General features: G+C 67.0%; 14 protein-coding genes and 1 pseudogene. 9 read left to right on the forward strand and 6 right to left on the reverse strand.

Features of this window, described 5'->3' with window-relative positions; translation table 11 throughout:
• The 3 genes and pseudogenes from ACPYOD_RS10830 to ACPYOD_RS10840 all read left to right on the forward strand — a co-directional run.
• On the forward strand, nt 1–568 hold a 568-nt coding region (locus ACPYOD_RS10830), incomplete at its 5' end, for an FKBP-type peptidyl-prolyl cis-trans isomerase (RefSeq protein ID WP_481301747.1).
• 95 nt (nt 569–663) lie between these two features.
• Nucleotides 664–1,466: pseudogene (locus ACPYOD_RS10835) on the forward strand (CoA pyrophosphatase).
• Nucleotides 1,460–2,329, forward strand: coding sequence for a sulfurtransferase (locus ACPYOD_RS10840; RefSeq protein WP_481301748.1), 870 nt, complete (start codon nt 1,460–1,462; stop codon nt 2,327–2,329). The pseudogene ACPYOD_RS10835 and the gene ACPYOD_RS10840 overlap by 7 nt, the downstream one beginning before the upstream one ends.
• 101 nt (nt 2,330–2,430) lie before the next feature.
• Here ACPYOD_RS10840 and ACPYOD_RS10845 read toward each other — a convergent pair whose 3' ends face one another.
• Nucleotides 2,431–3,462, reverse strand: coding sequence for an oxidoreductase (locus tag ACPYOD_RS10845; protein ID WP_481301749.1), 1,032 nt, complete (start codon nt 3,460–3,462; stop codon nt 2,431–2,433).
• A 95-nt stretch (nt 3,463–3,557) separates the two neighbouring features.
• Here ACPYOD_RS10845 and ACPYOD_RS10850 point away from each other — a divergent pair, with 95 nt between their 5' ends.
• Both ACPYOD_RS10850 and ACPYOD_RS10855 read left to right on the forward strand, forming a co-directional pair.
• Nucleotides 3,558–5,117 carry a POT-type proton-dependent oligopeptide transporter gene (locus ACPYOD_RS10850; protein WP_481301750.1) on the forward strand — a complete coding sequence of 520 codons (1,560 nt, stop codon included), beginning with the start codon at nt 3,558–3,560 and terminating at the stop codon, nt 5,115–5,117.
• A gap of 56 nt (nt 5,118–5,173) precedes the next feature.
• Nucleotides 5,174–5,980, forward strand: coding sequence for an SDR family oxidoreductase (locus ACPYOD_RS10855; RefSeq protein ID WP_481301751.1), 807 nt, complete (start codon nt 5,174–5,176; stop codon nt 5,978–5,980).
• Nucleotides 5,981–6,097: 117 nt separating this feature from the next.
• Here ACPYOD_RS10855 and ACPYOD_RS10860 read toward each other — a convergent pair whose 3' ends face one another.
• The 5 genes from ACPYOD_RS10860 to ACPYOD_RS10880 form a co-directional block, all read right to left on the reverse strand.
• On the reverse strand, nt 6,098–7,411 hold the full coding sequence (locus ACPYOD_RS10860; RefSeq protein WP_481301752.1) for a PQQ-dependent sugar dehydrogenase: 1,314 nt from the start codon (nt 7,409–7,411) through the stop codon (nt 6,098–6,100).
• On the reverse strand, nt 7,404–7,847 hold the full coding sequence (locus ACPYOD_RS10865; protein ID WP_481301753.1) for a DUF2231 domain-containing protein: 444 nt from the start codon (nt 7,845–7,847) through the stop codon (nt 7,404–7,406). The genes ACPYOD_RS10860 and ACPYOD_RS10865 overlap by 8 nt, the downstream gene beginning before the upstream one ends.
• Before the next feature lie 94 nt (nt 7,848–7,941).
• Nucleotides 7,942–8,739, reverse strand: a complete 798-nt coding sequence (locus ACPYOD_RS10870) for a metallophosphoesterase family protein (protein ID WP_481301754.1) — start codon at nt 8,737–8,739, stop codon at nt 7,942–7,944.
• Nucleotides 8,736–9,692 (reverse strand): diacylglycerol/lipid kinase family protein, encoded by a 957-nt coding sequence (locus ACPYOD_RS10875; protein ID WP_481301755.1) that lies wholly within the window; start codon nt 9,690–9,692, stop codon nt 8,736–8,738. The genes ACPYOD_RS10870 and ACPYOD_RS10875 overlap by 4 nt, the downstream gene beginning before the upstream one ends.
• A gap of 40 nt (nt 9,693–9,732) precedes the next feature.
• Nucleotides 9,733–10,548, reverse strand: a complete 816-nt coding sequence (locus ACPYOD_RS10880; protein ID WP_481301756.1) for a phosphatase PAP2 family protein — start codon at nt 10,546–10,548, stop codon at nt 9,733–9,735.
• A gap of 42 nt (nt 10,549–10,590) precedes the next feature.
• On the opposite strand from ACPYOD_RS10880, the gene ACPYOD_RS10885 reads away from it, so the two are divergent.
• The 4 genes from ACPYOD_RS10885 to prpC all read left to right on the forward strand — a co-directional run bounded on the left by ACPYOD_RS10885 (nt 10,591) and on the right by prpC (nt 16,305).
• Nucleotides 10,591–12,177 carry an alpha/beta hydrolase gene (locus ACPYOD_RS10885; protein ID WP_481301757.1) on the forward strand — a complete coding sequence of 529 codons (1,587 nt, stop codon included), beginning with the start codon at nt 10,591–10,593 and terminating at the stop codon, nt 12,175–12,177.
• Between the two features lie 85 nt (nt 12,178–12,262).
• Nucleotides 12,263–14,170, forward strand: a complete 1,908-nt coding sequence (gene prpE, locus ACPYOD_RS10890; RefSeq protein ID WP_481301758.1) for a propionate--CoA ligase — start codon at nt 12,263–12,265, stop codon at nt 14,168–14,170.
• Between the two features lie 81 nt (nt 14,171–14,251).
• Complete coding sequence (gene prpB / locus ACPYOD_RS10895) at nt 14,252–15,139, forward strand: methylisocitrate lyase (RefSeq protein WP_481301759.1); 888 nt, start codon at nt 14,252–14,254, stop codon at nt 15,137–15,139.
• 11 nt (nt 15,140–15,150) lie between these two features.
• Nucleotides 15,151–16,305 carry a bifunctional 2-methylcitrate synthase/citrate synthase gene (prpC, locus tag ACPYOD_RS10900; RefSeq protein ID WP_481301760.1) on the forward strand — a complete coding sequence of 385 codons (1,155 nt, stop codon included), beginning with the start codon at nt 15,151–15,153 and terminating at the stop codon, nt 16,303–16,305.
• Nucleotides 16,306–16,415 lie beyond the last annotated feature (110 nt).

Genomic DNA, 16,415 nt, shown 5'->3' on the forward strand with positions numbered 1-16,415 from the left:
CACACAGTTCGCGAACAGCGCGCAGCCCGATGTCGACATCGCCGTGCTGGTGAAGGCCTTGCAGGACGGCTATGCGAAGCGCCCGCCCGGTGTGCCGATCGACGTGATGCAACAGCAGCTCGTGAATTTCGACGCCAAGGTGCAGCGCGACTCCGTCGTGGAGTTCCGGCGCGTCGCCGCGGCCAACGCGAAGCGCAGTGCCGACTTCCTCGCCCGCAACAAGACACGCCCCGGTGTGGTCACGCTGCCTTCCGGCATCCAGTACGCGGTGCTGGCGAAGGGTAACGGCCCGCAGGCGAAGGTCACCAGCACGGTGGTCGTCAATTATCGCGGTGCGCTCATCGACGGCACCGAATTCGACAGCTCCTACGCACACGGCAAGCCCGTCACCTTCACGGTGAACCGCGTCATTCCCGGCTGGCAGGACGTGATCCCGCGGATGCGCGTCGGCGACCGCTGGAAGGTGGTGATTCCACCCGCGCTGGCCTACGGTGAACGTGGCGAACTGCCTCGCATCGGGCCGAACGAGGCGCTGGTGTTCGAAATCGAACTGATGGACGTCCAGTAGTCGTGGGAGCCGCTTCAGCGGCGGTCCCGCGGCAGCGGCTGCCTTGTCCCGCCCATCGCCGCTGAAGCGGCTCCCACCGGTGCCATGACGCTACAATGACCGCAGGTATGGTCATTGCTTCCTCCCCCACGTTGCCCCTCAGCCCCTGCACCGGCGTGTGTCGCCTCGACACGCGTGGCCTCTGCATGGGCTGCCTGCGCACGGGCGACGAGATCGCCCGATGGACGAGGATGAGCGACGCCGAGAAGATCCGGCTCATGGATGAAGTGCTGCCCCTCCGGGAAGGCGCCTGATGGACGACATGCTCGCCCGGTTGCGCGGTGCGCTGCTTCCGCTGGAAGCGCCTCCGGGCCCGCGCGGCTGGAACCATGACGACATGGCCGAACTGATCGGCACCGGCCCGCGCCGACCGGCCGCCGTGCTCATCGGCATCCGCGACGACCGCGAACAGAACCTCCTGCTCACGCTGCGCACCGACACCTTGCAACAGCATGCGGGGCAGGTGGCGTTCCCGGGCGGACGGGTGGAGCCGACCGATGCGGACGTCGTCGCCGCTGCACTGCGCGAGAGCCACGAGGAGATCGGCCTCGCCGCCGACATGGTCACGCCGCTGGGGTACCTGGAGGCGTTCGAGACGATCAGCGGCTATTCCGTCACACCCGTGGTCGCCCGGGTCGCGGCCGACGCGACGCTGAAACCGGATCCGGGCGAGGTCGCGGAAGTGTTCGAGGTGCCCTTCGCGTTCTTCCTCGAGCCGGCGAACCTCCGCCGTTACACCATGGACTTCCGCGGTCACCGGCGGGAGATGGTCGAATTCCTCCATGCCGGCTACCGCATCTGGGGTGTGACGGCCGCGATCCTCCTCAACCTGCTGAAGCGGATGGGACACCCATGCTGATTTCACGCACACTCATCGACGCGGCCACGGCCGCCCAGTTGCCGGCGCACGACGTGCTGTTCGTCGATGCCCGGTTTGACCTCAACCAGCCGGGTGGCCGCGATCCGGGCAAGGGCGACCAGGACTATGCCGTGTCGCACATTCCCGGCGCGGTGCGCGCCGACCTCGATCGCGACCTGGCGGACATGCGTTCGCCGTCGAATGGCCGCGGGCGGCATCCATTGCCTTCCGCGGAAGATTTCTCGGCATGGCTCGCCGCCGCCGGCTGGCGGCCCGACCTCCAGGTGATCGTCTATGACGCGGCGGGAGGCTCGCTGGCGGCGGCACGCTTCTGGTGGCTGGCGCGTCTGGCGGGTATCGAGAACGTGGCGGTGCTCGATGGCGGCTGGCCCGCATGGGTGAAGGCGGAGCTGCCCGTGGACCATGCGCTGCCGGTGCGCGAGCCCACTGCCGTCCACGTGAGTTTTTACCAGGCCATCACGGCGGACGAACTCACCGAGGGTCTGGCCAGCGGCCGTCTGTTGCTGCTGGATGCGCGCGCGGCACCGCGCTTCCGCGGCGATATCGAACCGCTGGATCCCGTGGCGGGCCACGTCCCTGGCGCGCGCAACCGGCCGTTCGCCGACAACCTCGACGCCGAAGGATATTTCCGCGCACCCGAGGAACTGCGGCGCGCGTTCAGGGCGATCATCGGTCCTCATCCGCCGGAAGACGTCGTGCACATGTGCGGGTCGGGCGTCACGGCATGCCACAACCTCCTGGCGATGGACTACGCCGGTCTGTGTGGCTCACGCCTGTATGCACCGTCGTGGAGCGGGTGGGTCAGCGATCCGTCGCGTCCTGTGGCCGCCGGCGACCATTGAACACCTGTGGGAGCCGCTTCAGCGGCGATCCCGCGGTAGCGGGCCGGCTTGCCGCGAGTACCCATCGCCGCTGAAGCGGCTCCCACAATGGATCGGATGCCTTACAGAGCGATCGTACGACGCTCTTCTGCGCTGATCTGCGCGGCCTCGATCACCCGGATCACATCGCGCGCCTCGCGCGCTTCCACCGGAAGCGGCGAGCCGTCGCGAATCGACTCTGCGATGCCCTCGTAGAAGGCCGTGTAGCGGCCGGGCAGCGAATCGATCGTCGCGACCGTGCCGTCTGCATCGGTGAAGCGGCCGAACAGGGCCGGGTCGTCTTCGCCCCATCCCTCACCGCCCGGGCGGCGTCCCTCGCGAAGCGCCGCTTCCTGACCGTCCATGCCGTACTTCACGAAGCTGCCCCCGTCACCGTGCACGAGGTAGCGTGGGCCCGGATCGCGCACCAGCACCGACGCATGCAGCACCGCGCGCCGCCGCCCGTAATCGAGCACGACGTGGAAATAATCGTCGGCCCGCGCGGCGGCGCGCTGCCGGGTCACGTCGGCGGTGACGGCCCGTGGCATGCCGAACAGCACCAGCGCCTGGTCGATGAGGTGGGCCCCGAGGTCGTACAGGAGCCCGGCGCCCGGTACCTCCGTTTCGCGCCACCCCTGCTTGATCTCCGGGCGGAAGCGATCGAAGTGCGCCTCGTAGTAGGCGACCTCGCCGAGCCGGCCGTCGTCGACGAGGCGCCGCACCGTCAGGAAGTCGCTGTCCCAGCGGCGGTTGTGGAACACCGACAGCTTCCGTCCCGCGGCAGCGGCCAGTGCGATCAGTGCCTCGGCCTCACCGGCATCGAGGGTGAACGGTTTGTCCACCACCACGTGCTTGCCCGCGGCCAGCGCTGCACGGGCGAGGGCGGCATGCGTGTCGTTGGGCGTGGCGATCACGACCAGCTCGATGTCAGGGTCGTCGATAAGTGATTGAGGATTTTCGTAAGCCTTGGCCTCGGGAAAGTCGCGGGCGATCTCGTCCACCCGACGACTGCCGATGGCGGTCAGGCGCAGTCCTGACGCGGCCGCGATCAGCGGCGCGTGGAAGACGGCGCCTGCCGTGCCATAGCCGATGAGGCCGGTGCGAATGGGCTGCATGATGGCTCCAGGAGTGGGCATGGATACAAGCGTAGCGCGGCGCGCCTGAGCGTTTCGTTTAGGATCCCGCGGTTGCTCACTGCACCGGGAACGCCATGACCACCCTAGACGCCGACGCCCCGCGACGCCCGCGCCTGCCGCGCCAGATCCCGTACATCGTGGGCAGCGAGGGCTGCGAGCGCTTCAGCTTCTACGGCATGCGCAACATCCTCACCCCGTTCCTGGTCACGTCGCTGCTGATGTACCTGCCCGAGGGGGAAAGGCCGGGTGCCGCCAAGGACGTTTTCCACACCTTCGTCATCGGCGTGTACTTCTTCCCCTTGCTCGGCGGCTGGCTCGCGGACCGGTGGTTCGGCAAGTACCGCACCGTGCTCTGGCTGAGCCTCCTGTACTGCGTGGGACACCTGTGCCTCGCGGTGTTCGAGCACAGCGTGCCTGGGTTCTACACGGGGCTGGCGCTGATCGCGCTGGGCGCGGGCGGCATCAAGCCCTGCGTGGCCGCCTTCGTCGGCGACCAGTTCGACGAGAGCAACCGGCGCCTCGCGAAGGTGGTGTTCGACGCGTTCTACTGGATGATCAATGTGGGGTCGTTCCTGGCGTCGCTGTCGATGCCGTATTTCCTTCGCCACTACGGCGCGGCGGTGGCTTTCGGCATCCCCGGGGCCCTGATGTTCGTCGCCACGGTGGTGTTCTGGAGCGGACGCAGGCATTACGTGATGCTGCCTCCGTCCGGAAGCGATCCGCACGGGTTCACCAAGGTTGTTCGCACGGCCCTTCTGGCGCATGCGCCCGGGCAGGGGAGGCCCGGTCTCGCGGTCGCCGGCGCGGCCTTCGTCCTGGCTGCGGGCTCGCTCGCCCTCATGCCCACGCTCGGCATCGTCGCCGCCCTGTGCCTCGCCTTCGTGCTGGTTCTCGGCGGCATGGGCATCGGAACCCGCCTGCAGATCGATCGTGCCCGCGGAAAGCACCCGGACGAGGCGGTGGATGCCGTGGCCGCGGTGCTGCGCGTGCTGCTGGTGTTCGCGCTGGTCACGCCTTTCTGGTCGCTGTTCGACCAGAAGGCCTCCACCTGGGTGTTGCAGGCGAACGCCATGAGCATGCCGGACTGGCTGCACCCGGCGCAGATGCAGGCGGTGAATCCCGCCCTCGTGCTGCTGCTGATTCCGTTCAACAACCTCGTGCTGTTTCCGCTGTTGCGCCGCATGGGCATCGAGCCGACGGCGCTCCGTCGCATGACCGCGGGCATCGTGTTCTCGGCCATCGCCTGGGTGATCGTGGGCCTCATCCAGCTTGCGATCGACGGTGGCGACGCCGTTTCCATCGCATGGCAATTGCTGCCCTACGTTTTCCTCACCATGGGCGAGGTGCTGGTGTCGGCGACGGGTCTGGAATTCGCCTACAGCCAGGCACCGCCGTCGATGAAGGGAACGTTGATGAGCTTCTGGACCCTCAGCGTTACCGTGGGAAACCTCTGGGTGCTCCTGGCGAACGCGGGCGTGCGCAACGACGCGGTGCTGGCAGGCATCGCAGGCACCGGCATCGGCGCGACCGCGTTCCAGATGTTCTTCTTCGCGGCGTTCGCCGCCGTGGCGGCGCTGGCCTTCGGCCTGTATGCACGTAAGTATCGCGAGGTGGATTACTACCGTCATGCATGACATTTCCTCCACGGCGTCGCGCGGACGATCGCGGTGTCACCGTACGGAGTGAACCCATGCCAGCCCCGAAACATGCATCCCCGTCGCCGTCGCCCGCCGCCATCGAATGGCCGGGCAAGGTCGTGCTCGTCACCGGCGGCGCACAGGGTATCGGCAAAGGCATTGCGCAGGCGGTGCTGGAGGCTGGTGGCAGCGTGGTCATCGGCGACCTGGACGCCGAAGCCGGCAAAGCGTGCCTCGCCGAGTGGAACGTCGGCGAGCGCGCCGCGTTCCTCGTGCTCGACGTGGCGAAGGAGGCCAGCGTGAAACGCTTCGTCGGCAGCGCGCTGCGCCGCTTCGGGCGGATCGACGGGCTGGTGAACAATGCCGGCATCGCCGATCCGGAAACGGGTCCGTTGGAACGCCTCGAATGGAGCGAGTGGAAGCGCCGCATCGATACCAACCTCGGCGGCACCTTCCTTTGCAGCAAGCATGCGCTGCCGGCGTTGAAGGAAAGCAACGGTGCCATCGTGAACATCGCCTCCTCGCGCGCCCACCAGTCCGAGCCGGACACCGAAGCCTATGCCGCCAGCAAGGGCGGCATCGTGGCCTTCACGCACGCGCTGGCGATCAGTGCGGGACCGGTGCGGGTGAACGCGATCAATCCCGGCTGGATCGTTGTGGACGAGTGGAAGAAACCCTCGGCTCGCCGCAAGCCCAGGCTCTCGGCGGCGGACCATGCGCAACATCCCGTGGGACGTGCGGGCCTCCCGCCGGACATCGGCGCGCTGGCGCTGTTCCTGCTTTCCTCGCAGGCTGGCTTCATCACCGGCGAGAACTTCACCGTGGACGGCGGCATGGCCCGCAAGATGCAATACGCGTAGGAGCATGCCTTGTGAGAGCCGCCGCTTTGTGGGAGCCGCTTCAGCGGCGATCCCGCGGCAGCGGGCACGCCTGGGGCAAGCACCCATCGCCGCTGAAGCGGCTCCCACAGGTAACTATCAAGGCCCGGCGGCGGAGACGCGCCACACGGTATTGCCTACGTCGTCGGCGATGAGCAGCACGCCGTCCTTGTCGAACACCACGCCCACCGGCGCACCGTACAGTTCCTTTTCGTCCTTGGAGTAGAAACCGCTCACCAGTGTCTGCGGCTTGCCGACGGGCTTGCCGTCCTGGAAGGGAATGAACACCACCGCGTAGCCGCTCAGCGGCGAACGGTCCCAGCTGCCGTGCTCGCTGACGAACGCGCCGTTCTGGTACTGCGCGGGCAATGCGTTCCGCTGGCTCAGCAGGAAGCCGAGCGCGGCCACGTGCGAACCGAGCGCGTAATCGGGCTTGATCGCCTTCTGCACCATGTCGGGGCGCTGCGGTTTCACGCGTGTGTCCACGTTCTGCCCGTAATAGCTGTATGGCCAGCCGTAGAACGCGCCTTCCTTCACCGAGGTCATGTAGTCGGGCACGAGGTCGTCGCCGATCTCGTCGCGCTCGTTCGCGATCGCCCACAGGGTGTTCATCGTCGGGTCCCACTGCAGGCCGGTCGGATTGCGGATACCCGATGCGTAGATGCGGCTGCCACGGCTGGCCACGTCCACTTCCAGCACGTTGGCGCGGCGGTACTCGACCTCCAGGCCATTCTCGGTGATGTTGCTGTTCGACCCCACGCCCACGTACAGCTTCGTGCCGTCCGCATTGGCTTGCAGCGCCTTGGTCCAGTGGTGGTTGACCGTCGACGGCAGGTCGGTGAATTCCGTACCCGGCGCGTCGATGCGGGTCGCGCCTTCCGTATAGGGGAAGGTCACGATGTCACCGGTGTTGGCGACGTACAGCGTGTTGCCGATCAACTGCACACCGAACGGCGAATGCAGGTGCTCGATGTACGTGTGCTGCTCCCATGCGCCCGAAGCGGTCTTGCGCAGCAGCGTGATGCGGTCGCCGCCCTTCGCGCCCTTGCCCGAGGTGTTCTTGACCATGCCCGCGATCAACTGCTTCGGAGTGGTGACCGCTTCCTCGCCCGGTCCGTTGGCTTCGACGACCAGTACGTCGCCGTTGGGGAGCGTGAGCAACTGACGCGGATGCTTGAGGTCGCCGGCGATCTTCTCGATCTTCAGGCCCGGCGCGACGGTGGGTGTGGCTCCCTCCTTCCACCCTGTGTAGCGCGGCACCTGCATCGGCGGCAGGAGGAAGTTCCTCGCCTTCGGCAGCGACGGATCGCTGCCCACCTGGTCGGCGGGATTCTGCTGGCTTTTCCCGCTGCAGGCGCCCAGCGCCAGCACGCAGGAGAAGGCGAGGGCGGCGGGTCGGATTGCCTTAGTCATGGAGGATCTCCCGAGCCGTCGAATAGTGCACCGCAATGACCACGTTGCCGATGGCGATCAGCAACACGGTGACGATGGACAGCCACAGTCCAGCCGGCATGATCGCGTAGGCGTCGCGGGTGTGGACGAAAGCATTGAGGATGGCGGCGACGATGGCGACCACGTTCAACCAGAAATCCACATGGTCCGCGGCGGTGCCGAACCGGCGCGAGGTGATCCAGACCTGGGTGAGGTTGACGAGGCGTGGCACGATCGCGAGCAGCAGGCCGAAGGTGATCAGCCAGGAGGCGCCTTTCGCCCAGAGGATGGTGCCCGTCTTGGCATAGGCGATGTCGAAGATCAGGGCGGCTACGAAGAACCCGAAAGGAATGGGATTCAGCAGGCCATAAACGGCATTGGCCACGGCGGAACGGCGTGGTGCGGCTGGATAGCTCATGGCGTGGCCCCTTGGATGGACGGCCCGATAGTAGACCTGCGACACGTCGACAACTTGTATGGACAAGTCGCGACCAAAGGCGGCCCCGCCACCCTCAGGGCCTCAGTGGGATCGACGTCCGGCTGCCCGCAGCGAACCGCCTTGCCGCTTCGTCATAATCCCACTGTTCCACCGTGCACTCGCCGGCGCGGTCGCGCCGGATCGCGTGGAACGAATTGCTGATGCCTTCGCGGATGCGCTTGGACACGGCGGTGCCCGCCTGCACGGACCAGAGCGGCCGCGCAAGTTTTTGCGTTTCGCTGTCGAGGGGCCGTACGTAAGGCAGGTGGATATGGCCACCGAGCACCAGGTCGGCACCCGCTTCGGCCCACGCGGCGATCGCGCGCTCGCGGTTGATCAGGAGGTTCTGCACGTCCTTTTCGCGTATGACATGCACCGGCTGGTGCGTGACCACGATGCGCAGCTGGTTCCCGGCGGCGCAGCGCAGGCGGGTGGAAACGCGCTCGATCTGCGCGTCCGAGACCTCGCCGTTCTTGTGTCGGGCGGGCCGCACGGTGTTGACGCCGATGGCGAGCACGTCGGCGTTCTCGAATACCGGCTCCAGGTCGCGGCCGAACGCGCGCCTGTAGTTCCCGAACGGATCGAACGCGCGCGCGAACAGGTTGAACAGAGGCACATCGTGGTTACCCGGTATGACGAGCGTCGGCAGTGCATACCCGTCGATGAACCGGCGCGCCGCGGCGAACTGCGACCGGCGGGCGCGCTGGGTCAGGTCACCCGACAGGATGATCAGCGCGGGCCGAAGCGAGACGATCGCCTCGTGCAAGGCCGCGACCACGTCGGGCCGTTCGGTGCCGAAATGCGGGTCGGAGATCTGCACGACGAGGCTCAACCCGGATCCTCCCCCGGCTGGCGCTCCCCATCGGTCAGCAGGCGCAAGGGGCGCGGGGCGGCGCGGAAAACGATGGGGGGCTTGAGCCAGACGATTTCCCCGTCGACCGCCACCTTGATCGCATGGCCATGGCCCTTCGGCACGACCGTGATCTCGCGAAAAGGAAAGCTCACGGCGTGCTCCGCGTCGCCGAGTTTGCCGAGCGCGCCGCGCAGGATGATGCCGAGCATGGCCAGCCTGCCGATGGGTTTCAACATCAAGCCGGCAAGCGTACCGTCGTTGCGGCGCACATCGTCCGCCTCGGGCAAGCCGATCTTTTCCAGCTGCAACGCGTTGTTGCCGACGAACAGCGTGGGTGTGCGCAGCGAACGGGTACGCGCGCCGTCGCTCACGTCGATACGCAGCGGGCGGTACCCGCGCATCATCGTGGCAAGTCCGGACCACAAGGCCACGATACGGTGCCGGCCGAAACGTTGCTTCCAGGCCTCGCGATCCTCCAGCACCTGCGGGTAAAGACCCAGGCTCGCGTTCACGAGGAAGGCCCTGTCGTTGACCATGCCGATCTGGGTGTCGCTCGGCGTGGCGCGCAATAGCGTTTCGGTGGACTCCCGGGTGCCGGACGGTATGCCGTGGGTGCGGCCGACGAAATTGAACGTGCCCTGCGGCAGCACACCCATGACGAGGTCTTCCTGCCATGCCGTGCCGGCCACGCAATTGATGGTGCCGTCGCCGCCCGCCGCCACGAGCGCGCCGCCGCTGGCTTTCGCATGCTCGGCGGCTTCCCGTACCACGTCCTTGATGTCTCGCGCGCCGTCGATCGGGAAGAACCGGTAGGGACGTCCGGCGGCATCGAGCACTCGCGCGATCTCATCACGGGCGGCTTCGGCCTCGCCGTGGCCCGAACCGGTGTTCATCACGATGGCGAAGGGCAGGGCGTGGGACGGTGTCGGCATCGGCACAAGGAAGCATCCGCGCCGTCACGGTCGCATGAAATCACGCGGTGGCCCGGCGCCCCTCGCGCAGGCGAACGTACTCGGCGGTACCGGCACACAGGGTTACCCAGGCCAAACCCGTCGCATAGCCCGCCATCACATCGCTGAAATAGTGCACCTGGAGCAGGATGCGGCTGATGCCCACGAGGGTGATCATCGCGACAGAGGCGACCACGACGGCGCGGTGCCAGCGCGGCGGACAGAGCACCAGTAACACGTAGGCGAGCATGCCGTAGAAGACCATCGAGCCCGAGGCATGGCCGCTCGGAAAGCTGTAGCTGTGTTCCACGATGAAACCGTGGTCGTGCAGCGGCCGCTCGCGCTGGAACCAGGCCTTCAGTGCCGAATTGATCAGCGCAGTGCCCAGGAGTGCGGCGATCCACGCACCGGCGAGACGCCGGTGCCGGCGCCACAGCAGCAGGAGGAAGACGACGGCTGTCGCCACGCCGAGCACGAGCGCGTCGCCGGCGTGGGTGAGCAGGGCGATCGCACGCAGTGCGGTGTCCGGCATGTTCGCGCGCAACTGCCCGGCAAGCGCAGCGTCGAATGCCGTGAGGCCGGCGGCGTCGCGCACTTCCACGGCGATAGCGGCCGCGATCGTGAGCATGGCGACCACCACGGCGATCGTGGTCGCCGGCCGCAGGATGGCGCGCGCCGCGGCGTCCTGGCCTTCGCGCCGGTGAACGGCGCGGCGCCAGGCGAGGTCGGCAACACCCAGGGCCGTGGCCAGCAACAGGGCCCAGATCGACAGTGCGTGGCGGCTGATCCACTCCGCATCCATTCCGTTCGTTCCTCGTGTCGTGGCAGGATCGGCCATGTTGCCACGCCGCGCTCCCGCGGCCCGAGAGGGGACCACCCGATGAAGAACCTTCCCTGCGCGCTCGCCGCGCTCGCTTTCCTGGGTGGCGCGACCGCCGTCCAGGCCGACGAGGCGCCGCTCGCGCATCGCATCGTCCGTGTTTCCCTCGATGGCATCGGCAGTCCCGGCACGTCCGGCCGCCTACTCGTGTTCGCGACGCCGGTGTCGGGGAGCGACAAGCCCGAAGCGGTCGACACGAATCCGTTCCAGCCGAAGGCGGTATCGGTGGCGGCGCGCGAGGTGAGCTGGATTGCGCCAGGCCAGTCGGTGGACCTCGATACCGACGGGGAGGCCTTCCCGGCCGGCTTCTCGTCGCTCCCTTCCGGCGATTACTACTTCCAGGCCGTGCTCGACGTCGGCCACGACTACAACTACTCCGGCCGGCACGCCGGCGACCTCGTGAGCGAGGTTACGAAGGTGACGTTGACGCCCGGTGGCACCGTGCCACCGTTGAAGCTGAGCAAGCCCGTTCCGCCGGCCGACCCCTGGGCGCTTTCGCCGAAAGCGCCGCAGGCCGTGCGCGACGCGCTGCCGGAAGCGCGTGGACATGCCCACGCCGAAGTGCTGGAAAGCCGGTTGCTCACGGATTTCGCCGGGCATTCCCAATCCATCCGGGCATGGGTCGTCACCCCGCCGGGCTACGATCCGAACGGCATGACGCGCTATCCCACCGTGTACCTGACGCATGGCTTCACCGGGGGCTTCGACCGCTATGCCGGCACCATCGCGGCGCTGTGGCTGGCCATGTCGAAGAAGGAAATGCCGCCGATGATCTGGGTGCTCCTCGACGAGTCCGGCCCCACCGGTACGCACGAGTTCGCCGATTCGGTGAACAACGGACCGTGGGGGCAGGCGCTGACGACCGAGTACATCCCCTGGCTCGAGGGCCGCTATCGCATGGACGGTAAGCCGAGTGGCCGTTTCCTCAACGGCCATTCCTCCGGCGGCTGGGCAACGCTGTGGTTGCAGACGCGCTACCCGAAAATCTTCGGGGGGACGTGGTCGACATCGCCGGATCCCAGCGACTTCCGCGACTTCACGGGCATCGACCTTTCCAAACCCGGCGCCAACGCCTATCGCAAGCCGGACGGCAGCGAGAACCCGCTGGTGCGCGACAAGGGCAAGGTCATCGCGACTTTCGAGACGTTCGCGAAACTGGAGCGCGTGCTGGGCGCCTACGGCGGTCAGCTCGCTTCCTTCGAGTGGGTTTTCTCGCCCCGGGGCAAGGACGGACGGCCACAGCCCATGTTCAATCGGGATACGGGCGCCGTGGATCCGGCCGTCGCCGCCTACTGGCGGGCGCACTATGACATCGCGCAGCGCCTGCGTACGCAGTGGCCCGCGCTGAAACCCGACCTCGACGGCAAGATCCACGTCATCGTGGGTACGGCGGACACCTTCTACCTGGATGGCTCTGCGAAATTGCTCAAAGAGACCCTCGACGGCCTGCATGCCAGGAGCGACATCCGGTTCCTGCCGGGCAAGACGCACTTCGACCTCTACAAGGAGGGCGACGACGGTCAGGCCCTGCTGAAGAAGATCGCGTGGGAGATGTACGGCGTGGCAAGGCCGGGCCAGGAACGGTAGGGAGCGCCGGCGTTCGACCAACGTCCAGAGGCGCGTCTCGGTCGCGCGCTCTAATCTCACAGGCCCGTTTCCCCCGGATGCGAGCATGGACTACGACACCGCCTGGCGACGCTCGGTCGACGAACCGGAGGCCTTCTGGGCCGAGCAGGCGCGGCTGATCCATTGGGAGACGCCGCCGCAACGCATCCTCGACGCGTCGAACCCGCCCTTCCGGCGCTGGTTCGCCGGGGGCACGACCAATCTCTGCTACAACGCCGTCGATCGTCACCTGGGCGAGCGTCCCGAGCAGTTGGCCATCGTCGCGGTGTCCACCGAGACGGGCGTCACCCGCGAAATCACCTATCGCGAACTCCACCGCGAGGTGAATACGTTCGCGGCCGCGCTTGCCGAGTTGGGTGTGGGCCGCGGCGACCGCGTCGTCATCTACATGCCGAACGTGGCCGAAGCCGTATTCGCGATGCTGGCTTGCGCCCGGCTCGGGGCCATTCATTCGGTGGTCTTCGGCGGCTTCGCCGCGCATAACCTGGCATTGCGCATCGACGATGCGGAGCCGGCGGTGCTCGTATGCGCCGACGCCGGCATGCGTGGCGGCAAAGTGATCCCGTACAAGCCGCTGGTGGATGCCGCGCTGCGCGAAGCGAAGGCACCGCCGCCGCATGTGCTCGTGGTGAATCGCGGCCTCGATGCCGATATGGCATGGACCGAAGGGCGGGACGTCGACTACGGCGCGCTGCGCGCGACGCACGCTGCCGCGGACGTGCCCGTGGCTTGGCTGGAGTCCAACGAGCCGAGCTACCTTCTGTACACCTCGGGCACTACGGGCAGGCCGAAGGGTGTGCAACGCGACGTGGGCGGCTATGCCGTGGCGCTTGCCGTTTCCATGACGGCGATCTTCGACCTGCGCCCCGGCCAGACGATCCTGTGTACCTCGGACGTGGGCTGGGCCGTGGGACATTCGTACAACGTGTACGGTCCGCTCATCGGCGGCTGCACGGCCATCCTTTACGAAGGCCTTCCCACAGGGCCGGATCCGGGCATCTGGTGGCGCCTGTGCGAGACCTACGGTGCGCGCACCATGTTCTCGTCGCCCACCGCGGTGCGCATGCTGAAGAAGCAGGACGCGTCGTGGTTGCGCAGGTACGACCTGTCCGCGCTGAAGTGGATCTTCCTCGCGGGCGAACCGCTCGACCGCCCCACGTACGACTGGCTCACGGAGGGTACCGGGAAGACGGTGATCGACAATTACTGGCAGACCGAAACGGGGTGGCCGGCCCTGTCGATGATGCCGGGACTGGACTTGAAACCGGTCAAGCCGGGATCGCCCGGATTCCCCACCTTCGGTTACCGCATGCGCGTGATCGACGAGGGCACGGGCGAGGAAAAGGCAGCGGGAGAAAAAGGCGTGCTGGTGATCGAGCCACCGCTGCCGCCAGGATGCCTGACGACGATCTGGCGCGACGACGAACGCTATCGCCGCAGCTACTTCGGACACTTCAAGGAACTGCTGTACAGCTCGCTGGACTGGGCGGTGCGCGACGAAGAAGGCTACTTCTTCATCCTCGGCCGTACCGACGACGTGATCAACGTTGCAGGCCACCGTCTCGGCACGCGCGAAGTCGAGGAATCGGTCGCCACGCTCGGCGCCGTTGCCGAGGTGGCGGTGGTAGGCATCGCCGACGAGCTGAAAGGGCAGGTTCCCGCGGTGTTCGCAACGCTGAAGCAGGGTGTTACCGACGATCCGCGCGATGTCGCGCAGGCCATGGAGCGCCGCGTGGTGGAACTGCTCGGAGGTCTCGCACGCCCCGCGTGCGTATACGTGGTGGGCGCCTTGCCGAAGACCCGCTCGGGCAAGCTCCTGCGCAGGTCCTTGCAGGCGCTGATGCAGGGTACGGATCCGGGCGACCTGTCGACCCTCGACGATCCGGGCGCGCTGGAGGAAATCCGCAAGGCGATCGCCCACGGACCGCATTGCGGCCAGCGGCCGCCCGCATAGGCGTCGCGGCCTACGCCGCGGCGCAGCAAGGCCTTCCCACCACCCGTGCGCTAAAATGGCTCCCTTTACGCGGAGAGTTCCATGGCACAGCAACCCTCGCCCGGCGCCCGGTTCCGCGCCGCGCTCGCGGCCGAACGGCCGCTGCAGGTGATCGGGGCGATCAACGCCAACCACGCCTTGCTGGCCAAACGGGCGGGTTTCCGCGCCATCTATCTTTCCGGTGGCGGCGTGGCCGCGGGTTCGCTGGGCCTGCCGGATCTCGGCATCAACACGCTCGACGACGTGCTCACCGACGTGCGCCGTATCACCGACGTGTGCGATTTGCCGCTCATGGTGGATATCGACACGGGCTTCGGTCCCAGCGCGTTCAACATCGCGCGCACCGTGAAAAGCCTCATCAAGTTCGGCGCAGCCGCCTGCCACATCGAGGACCAGGTGGGCGCCAAGCGCTGCGGTCATCGCCCCGGCAAGGAAATCGTCAGTGCGGGCGAGATGGCCGACCGCGTCAAGGCGGCGGCCGATGCGAAGACGGATCCCGATTTCTTCCTGATCGCGCGCACCGACGCCATCGCGGTGGACGGCGTGGATGCCGCCATCGAGCGCGCCATCGCCTGCGTCGAAGCGGGTGCGGATGCGATCTTCGCGGAGGCGGCCTACGATCTGCCGACCTACAAGCGTTTCGTCGACGCCGTGAAGGCACCCATCCTCGCCAACATCACCGAGTTCGGCCAGACGCCGCTGTTCAGCACCGAGGAGCTGGGTGGCGTGGGCGTCGGCATCGTGCTTTATCCGCTATCCGCCTTCCGGGCCATGAACAAGGCCGCGGAGAACGTCTACACAGCCATCCGCCGCGACGGCCACCAGCGCAACGTCATCGATACGATGCAGACGCGCGAAGAGCTCTACGACCGCATCGGCTATCACGCCTACGAACGTCACCTCGACGAACTGTTCTCCAAGAAAGGTTAAGGAGTCACGCAATGAGCGACACCACAACCACCACGGCGCCGAAGGCGAAGAAATCCGTCGCCCTGTCCGGCGTCACCGCCGGCAACACGGCGCTGTGCACGGTCGGCCGTAGCGGCAACGACCTCCACTATCGCGGCTACGACATCCACGACCTCGCCGCGAAAGGGTCCTTCGAGGAAGTGGCCTATCTCCTCGTCCACGGTGTGCTGCCGAACTGGATGGAGCTGAATGCCTACCGCGCCAAGCTGAAGCGCATGCGTGGCCTGCCCGCGCCGGTGAAGAGCGCGCTTGAACTGCTGCCCGCGGCGACGCACCCGATGGACGTGATGCGTACCGGCGCGTCGGTGCTCGGCACCGTGCTGCCGGAGAAGGACGATCACAACCTCACCGGTGCGCGCGATATCGCCGATCGCCTGATGGCGAGCTTCGGTTCGATGCTGCTGTACTGGTACCACTACAGCCACAACGGCAAGCGCATCGAAACGGAGACGGACGACGATTCCATCGCCGGGCACTTCCTGCACCTGCTGCACGGCCGCAAGCCCAGCGAACTGCATTCGCACGCCCTGGATCGCTCGCTGGTGCTGTACGCCGAGCACGAGTTCAATGCCAGCACGTTCACCGCACGCGTCATCGCCGGCACGGGCTCCGACATGTATTCGGCCATCACCGGCGCCATCGGTGCGCTGCGCGGCCCGAAGCATGGCGGCGCGAACGAGGTGGCGATGGAGATCATCGCGCGCTACCGCGACGCAGCCGAGGCGGAAGCCGACATCCGTGCGCGCGTGGAGCGCAAGGAAATCATCATCGGCTTCGGCCATCCGGTGTACACGGTGTCCGATCCGCGCAACGAGATCATCAAGGAGATCGCGCGCAAGCTCTGCACCGAAGGCGGCAATCCGCGCCTGTTCGAAGTGTCGGAGAAGATCGAAAAGCTGATGTGGGAACTGAAGAAGATGTTCCCGAACCTCGACTGGTACTCGGCGTCCGCGTATCACATGATGGGCGTGCCCACGGCGATGTTCACGCCGCTCTTCGTCATCGCGCGTACGTCGGGCTGGAGCGCACACGTGATCGAGCAGCGCCAGGACGGCAAGATCATCCGTCCGAGCGCGAACTACACGGGGCCGGAAGACCAGGCGTACACGCCGATCGAGAAGCGCTGAGGGAAGCATCGCCGGCATAGCCGGCTCCCACACAAAGCTCCCCACACATCGCCGGCATAGCCGGCTCCCACACAAAGCTCCCCACACAAGGTCGGGGCTGCCTTGTGTGG

The sequence above is a fragment of the Luteibacter sp. HAY1-4A genome (assembly GCF_056755355.1).

Bases quoted from the DNA above. Each gene is read 5' to 3' on its own strand.
- prpE (WP_481301758.1), top strand. From the start codon at position 12,263: ATGGACTACGACACCGCCTGGCGACGCTCGGTCGACGAACCGGAGGCC.
- ACPYOD_RS10850 (WP_481301750.1), top strand. From the start codon at position 3,558: ATGACCACCCTAGACGCCGACGCCCCGCGACGCCCGCGCCTGCCGCGC.
- ACPYOD_RS10865 (WP_481301753.1), bottom strand. From the start codon at position 7,847: ATGAGCTATCCAGCCGCACCACGCCGTTCCGCCGTGGCCAATGCCGTT.
- ACPYOD_RS10845 (WP_481301749.1), bottom strand. From the start codon at position 3,462: ATGCAGCCCATTCGCACCGGCCTCATCGGCTATGGCACGGCAGGCGCC.
- prpC (WP_481301760.1), top strand. From the start codon at position 15,151: ATGAGCGACACCACAACCACCACGGCGCCGAAGGCGAAGAAATCCGTC.
- ACPYOD_RS10880 (WP_481301756.1), bottom strand. From the start codon at position 10,548: ATGGCCGATCCTGCCACGACACGAGGAACGAACGGAATGGATGCGGAG.
- ACPYOD_RS10875 (WP_481301755.1), bottom strand. From the start codon at position 9,692: ATGCCGACACCGTCCCACGCCCTGCCCTTCGCCATCGTGATGAACACC.
- ACPYOD_RS10885 (WP_481301757.1), top strand. From the start codon at position 10,591: ATGAAGAACCTTCCCTGCGCGCTCGCCGCGCTCGCTTTCCTGGGTGGC.
- ACPYOD_RS10860 (WP_481301752.1), bottom strand. From the start codon at position 7,411: ATGACTAAGGCAATCCGACCCGCCGCCCTCGCCTTCTCCTGCGTGCTG.
- ACPYOD_RS10840 (WP_481301748.1), top strand. From the start codon at position 1,460: ATGCTGATTTCACGCACACTCATCGACGCGGCCACGGCCGCCCAGTTG.
- prpB (WP_481301759.1), top strand. From the start codon at position 14,252: ATGGCACAGCAACCCTCGCCCGGCGCCCGGTTCCGCGCCGCGCTCGCG.
- ACPYOD_RS10855 (WP_481301751.1), top strand. From the start codon at position 5,174: ATGCCAGCCCCGAAACATGCATCCCCGTCGCCGTCGCCCGCCGCCATC.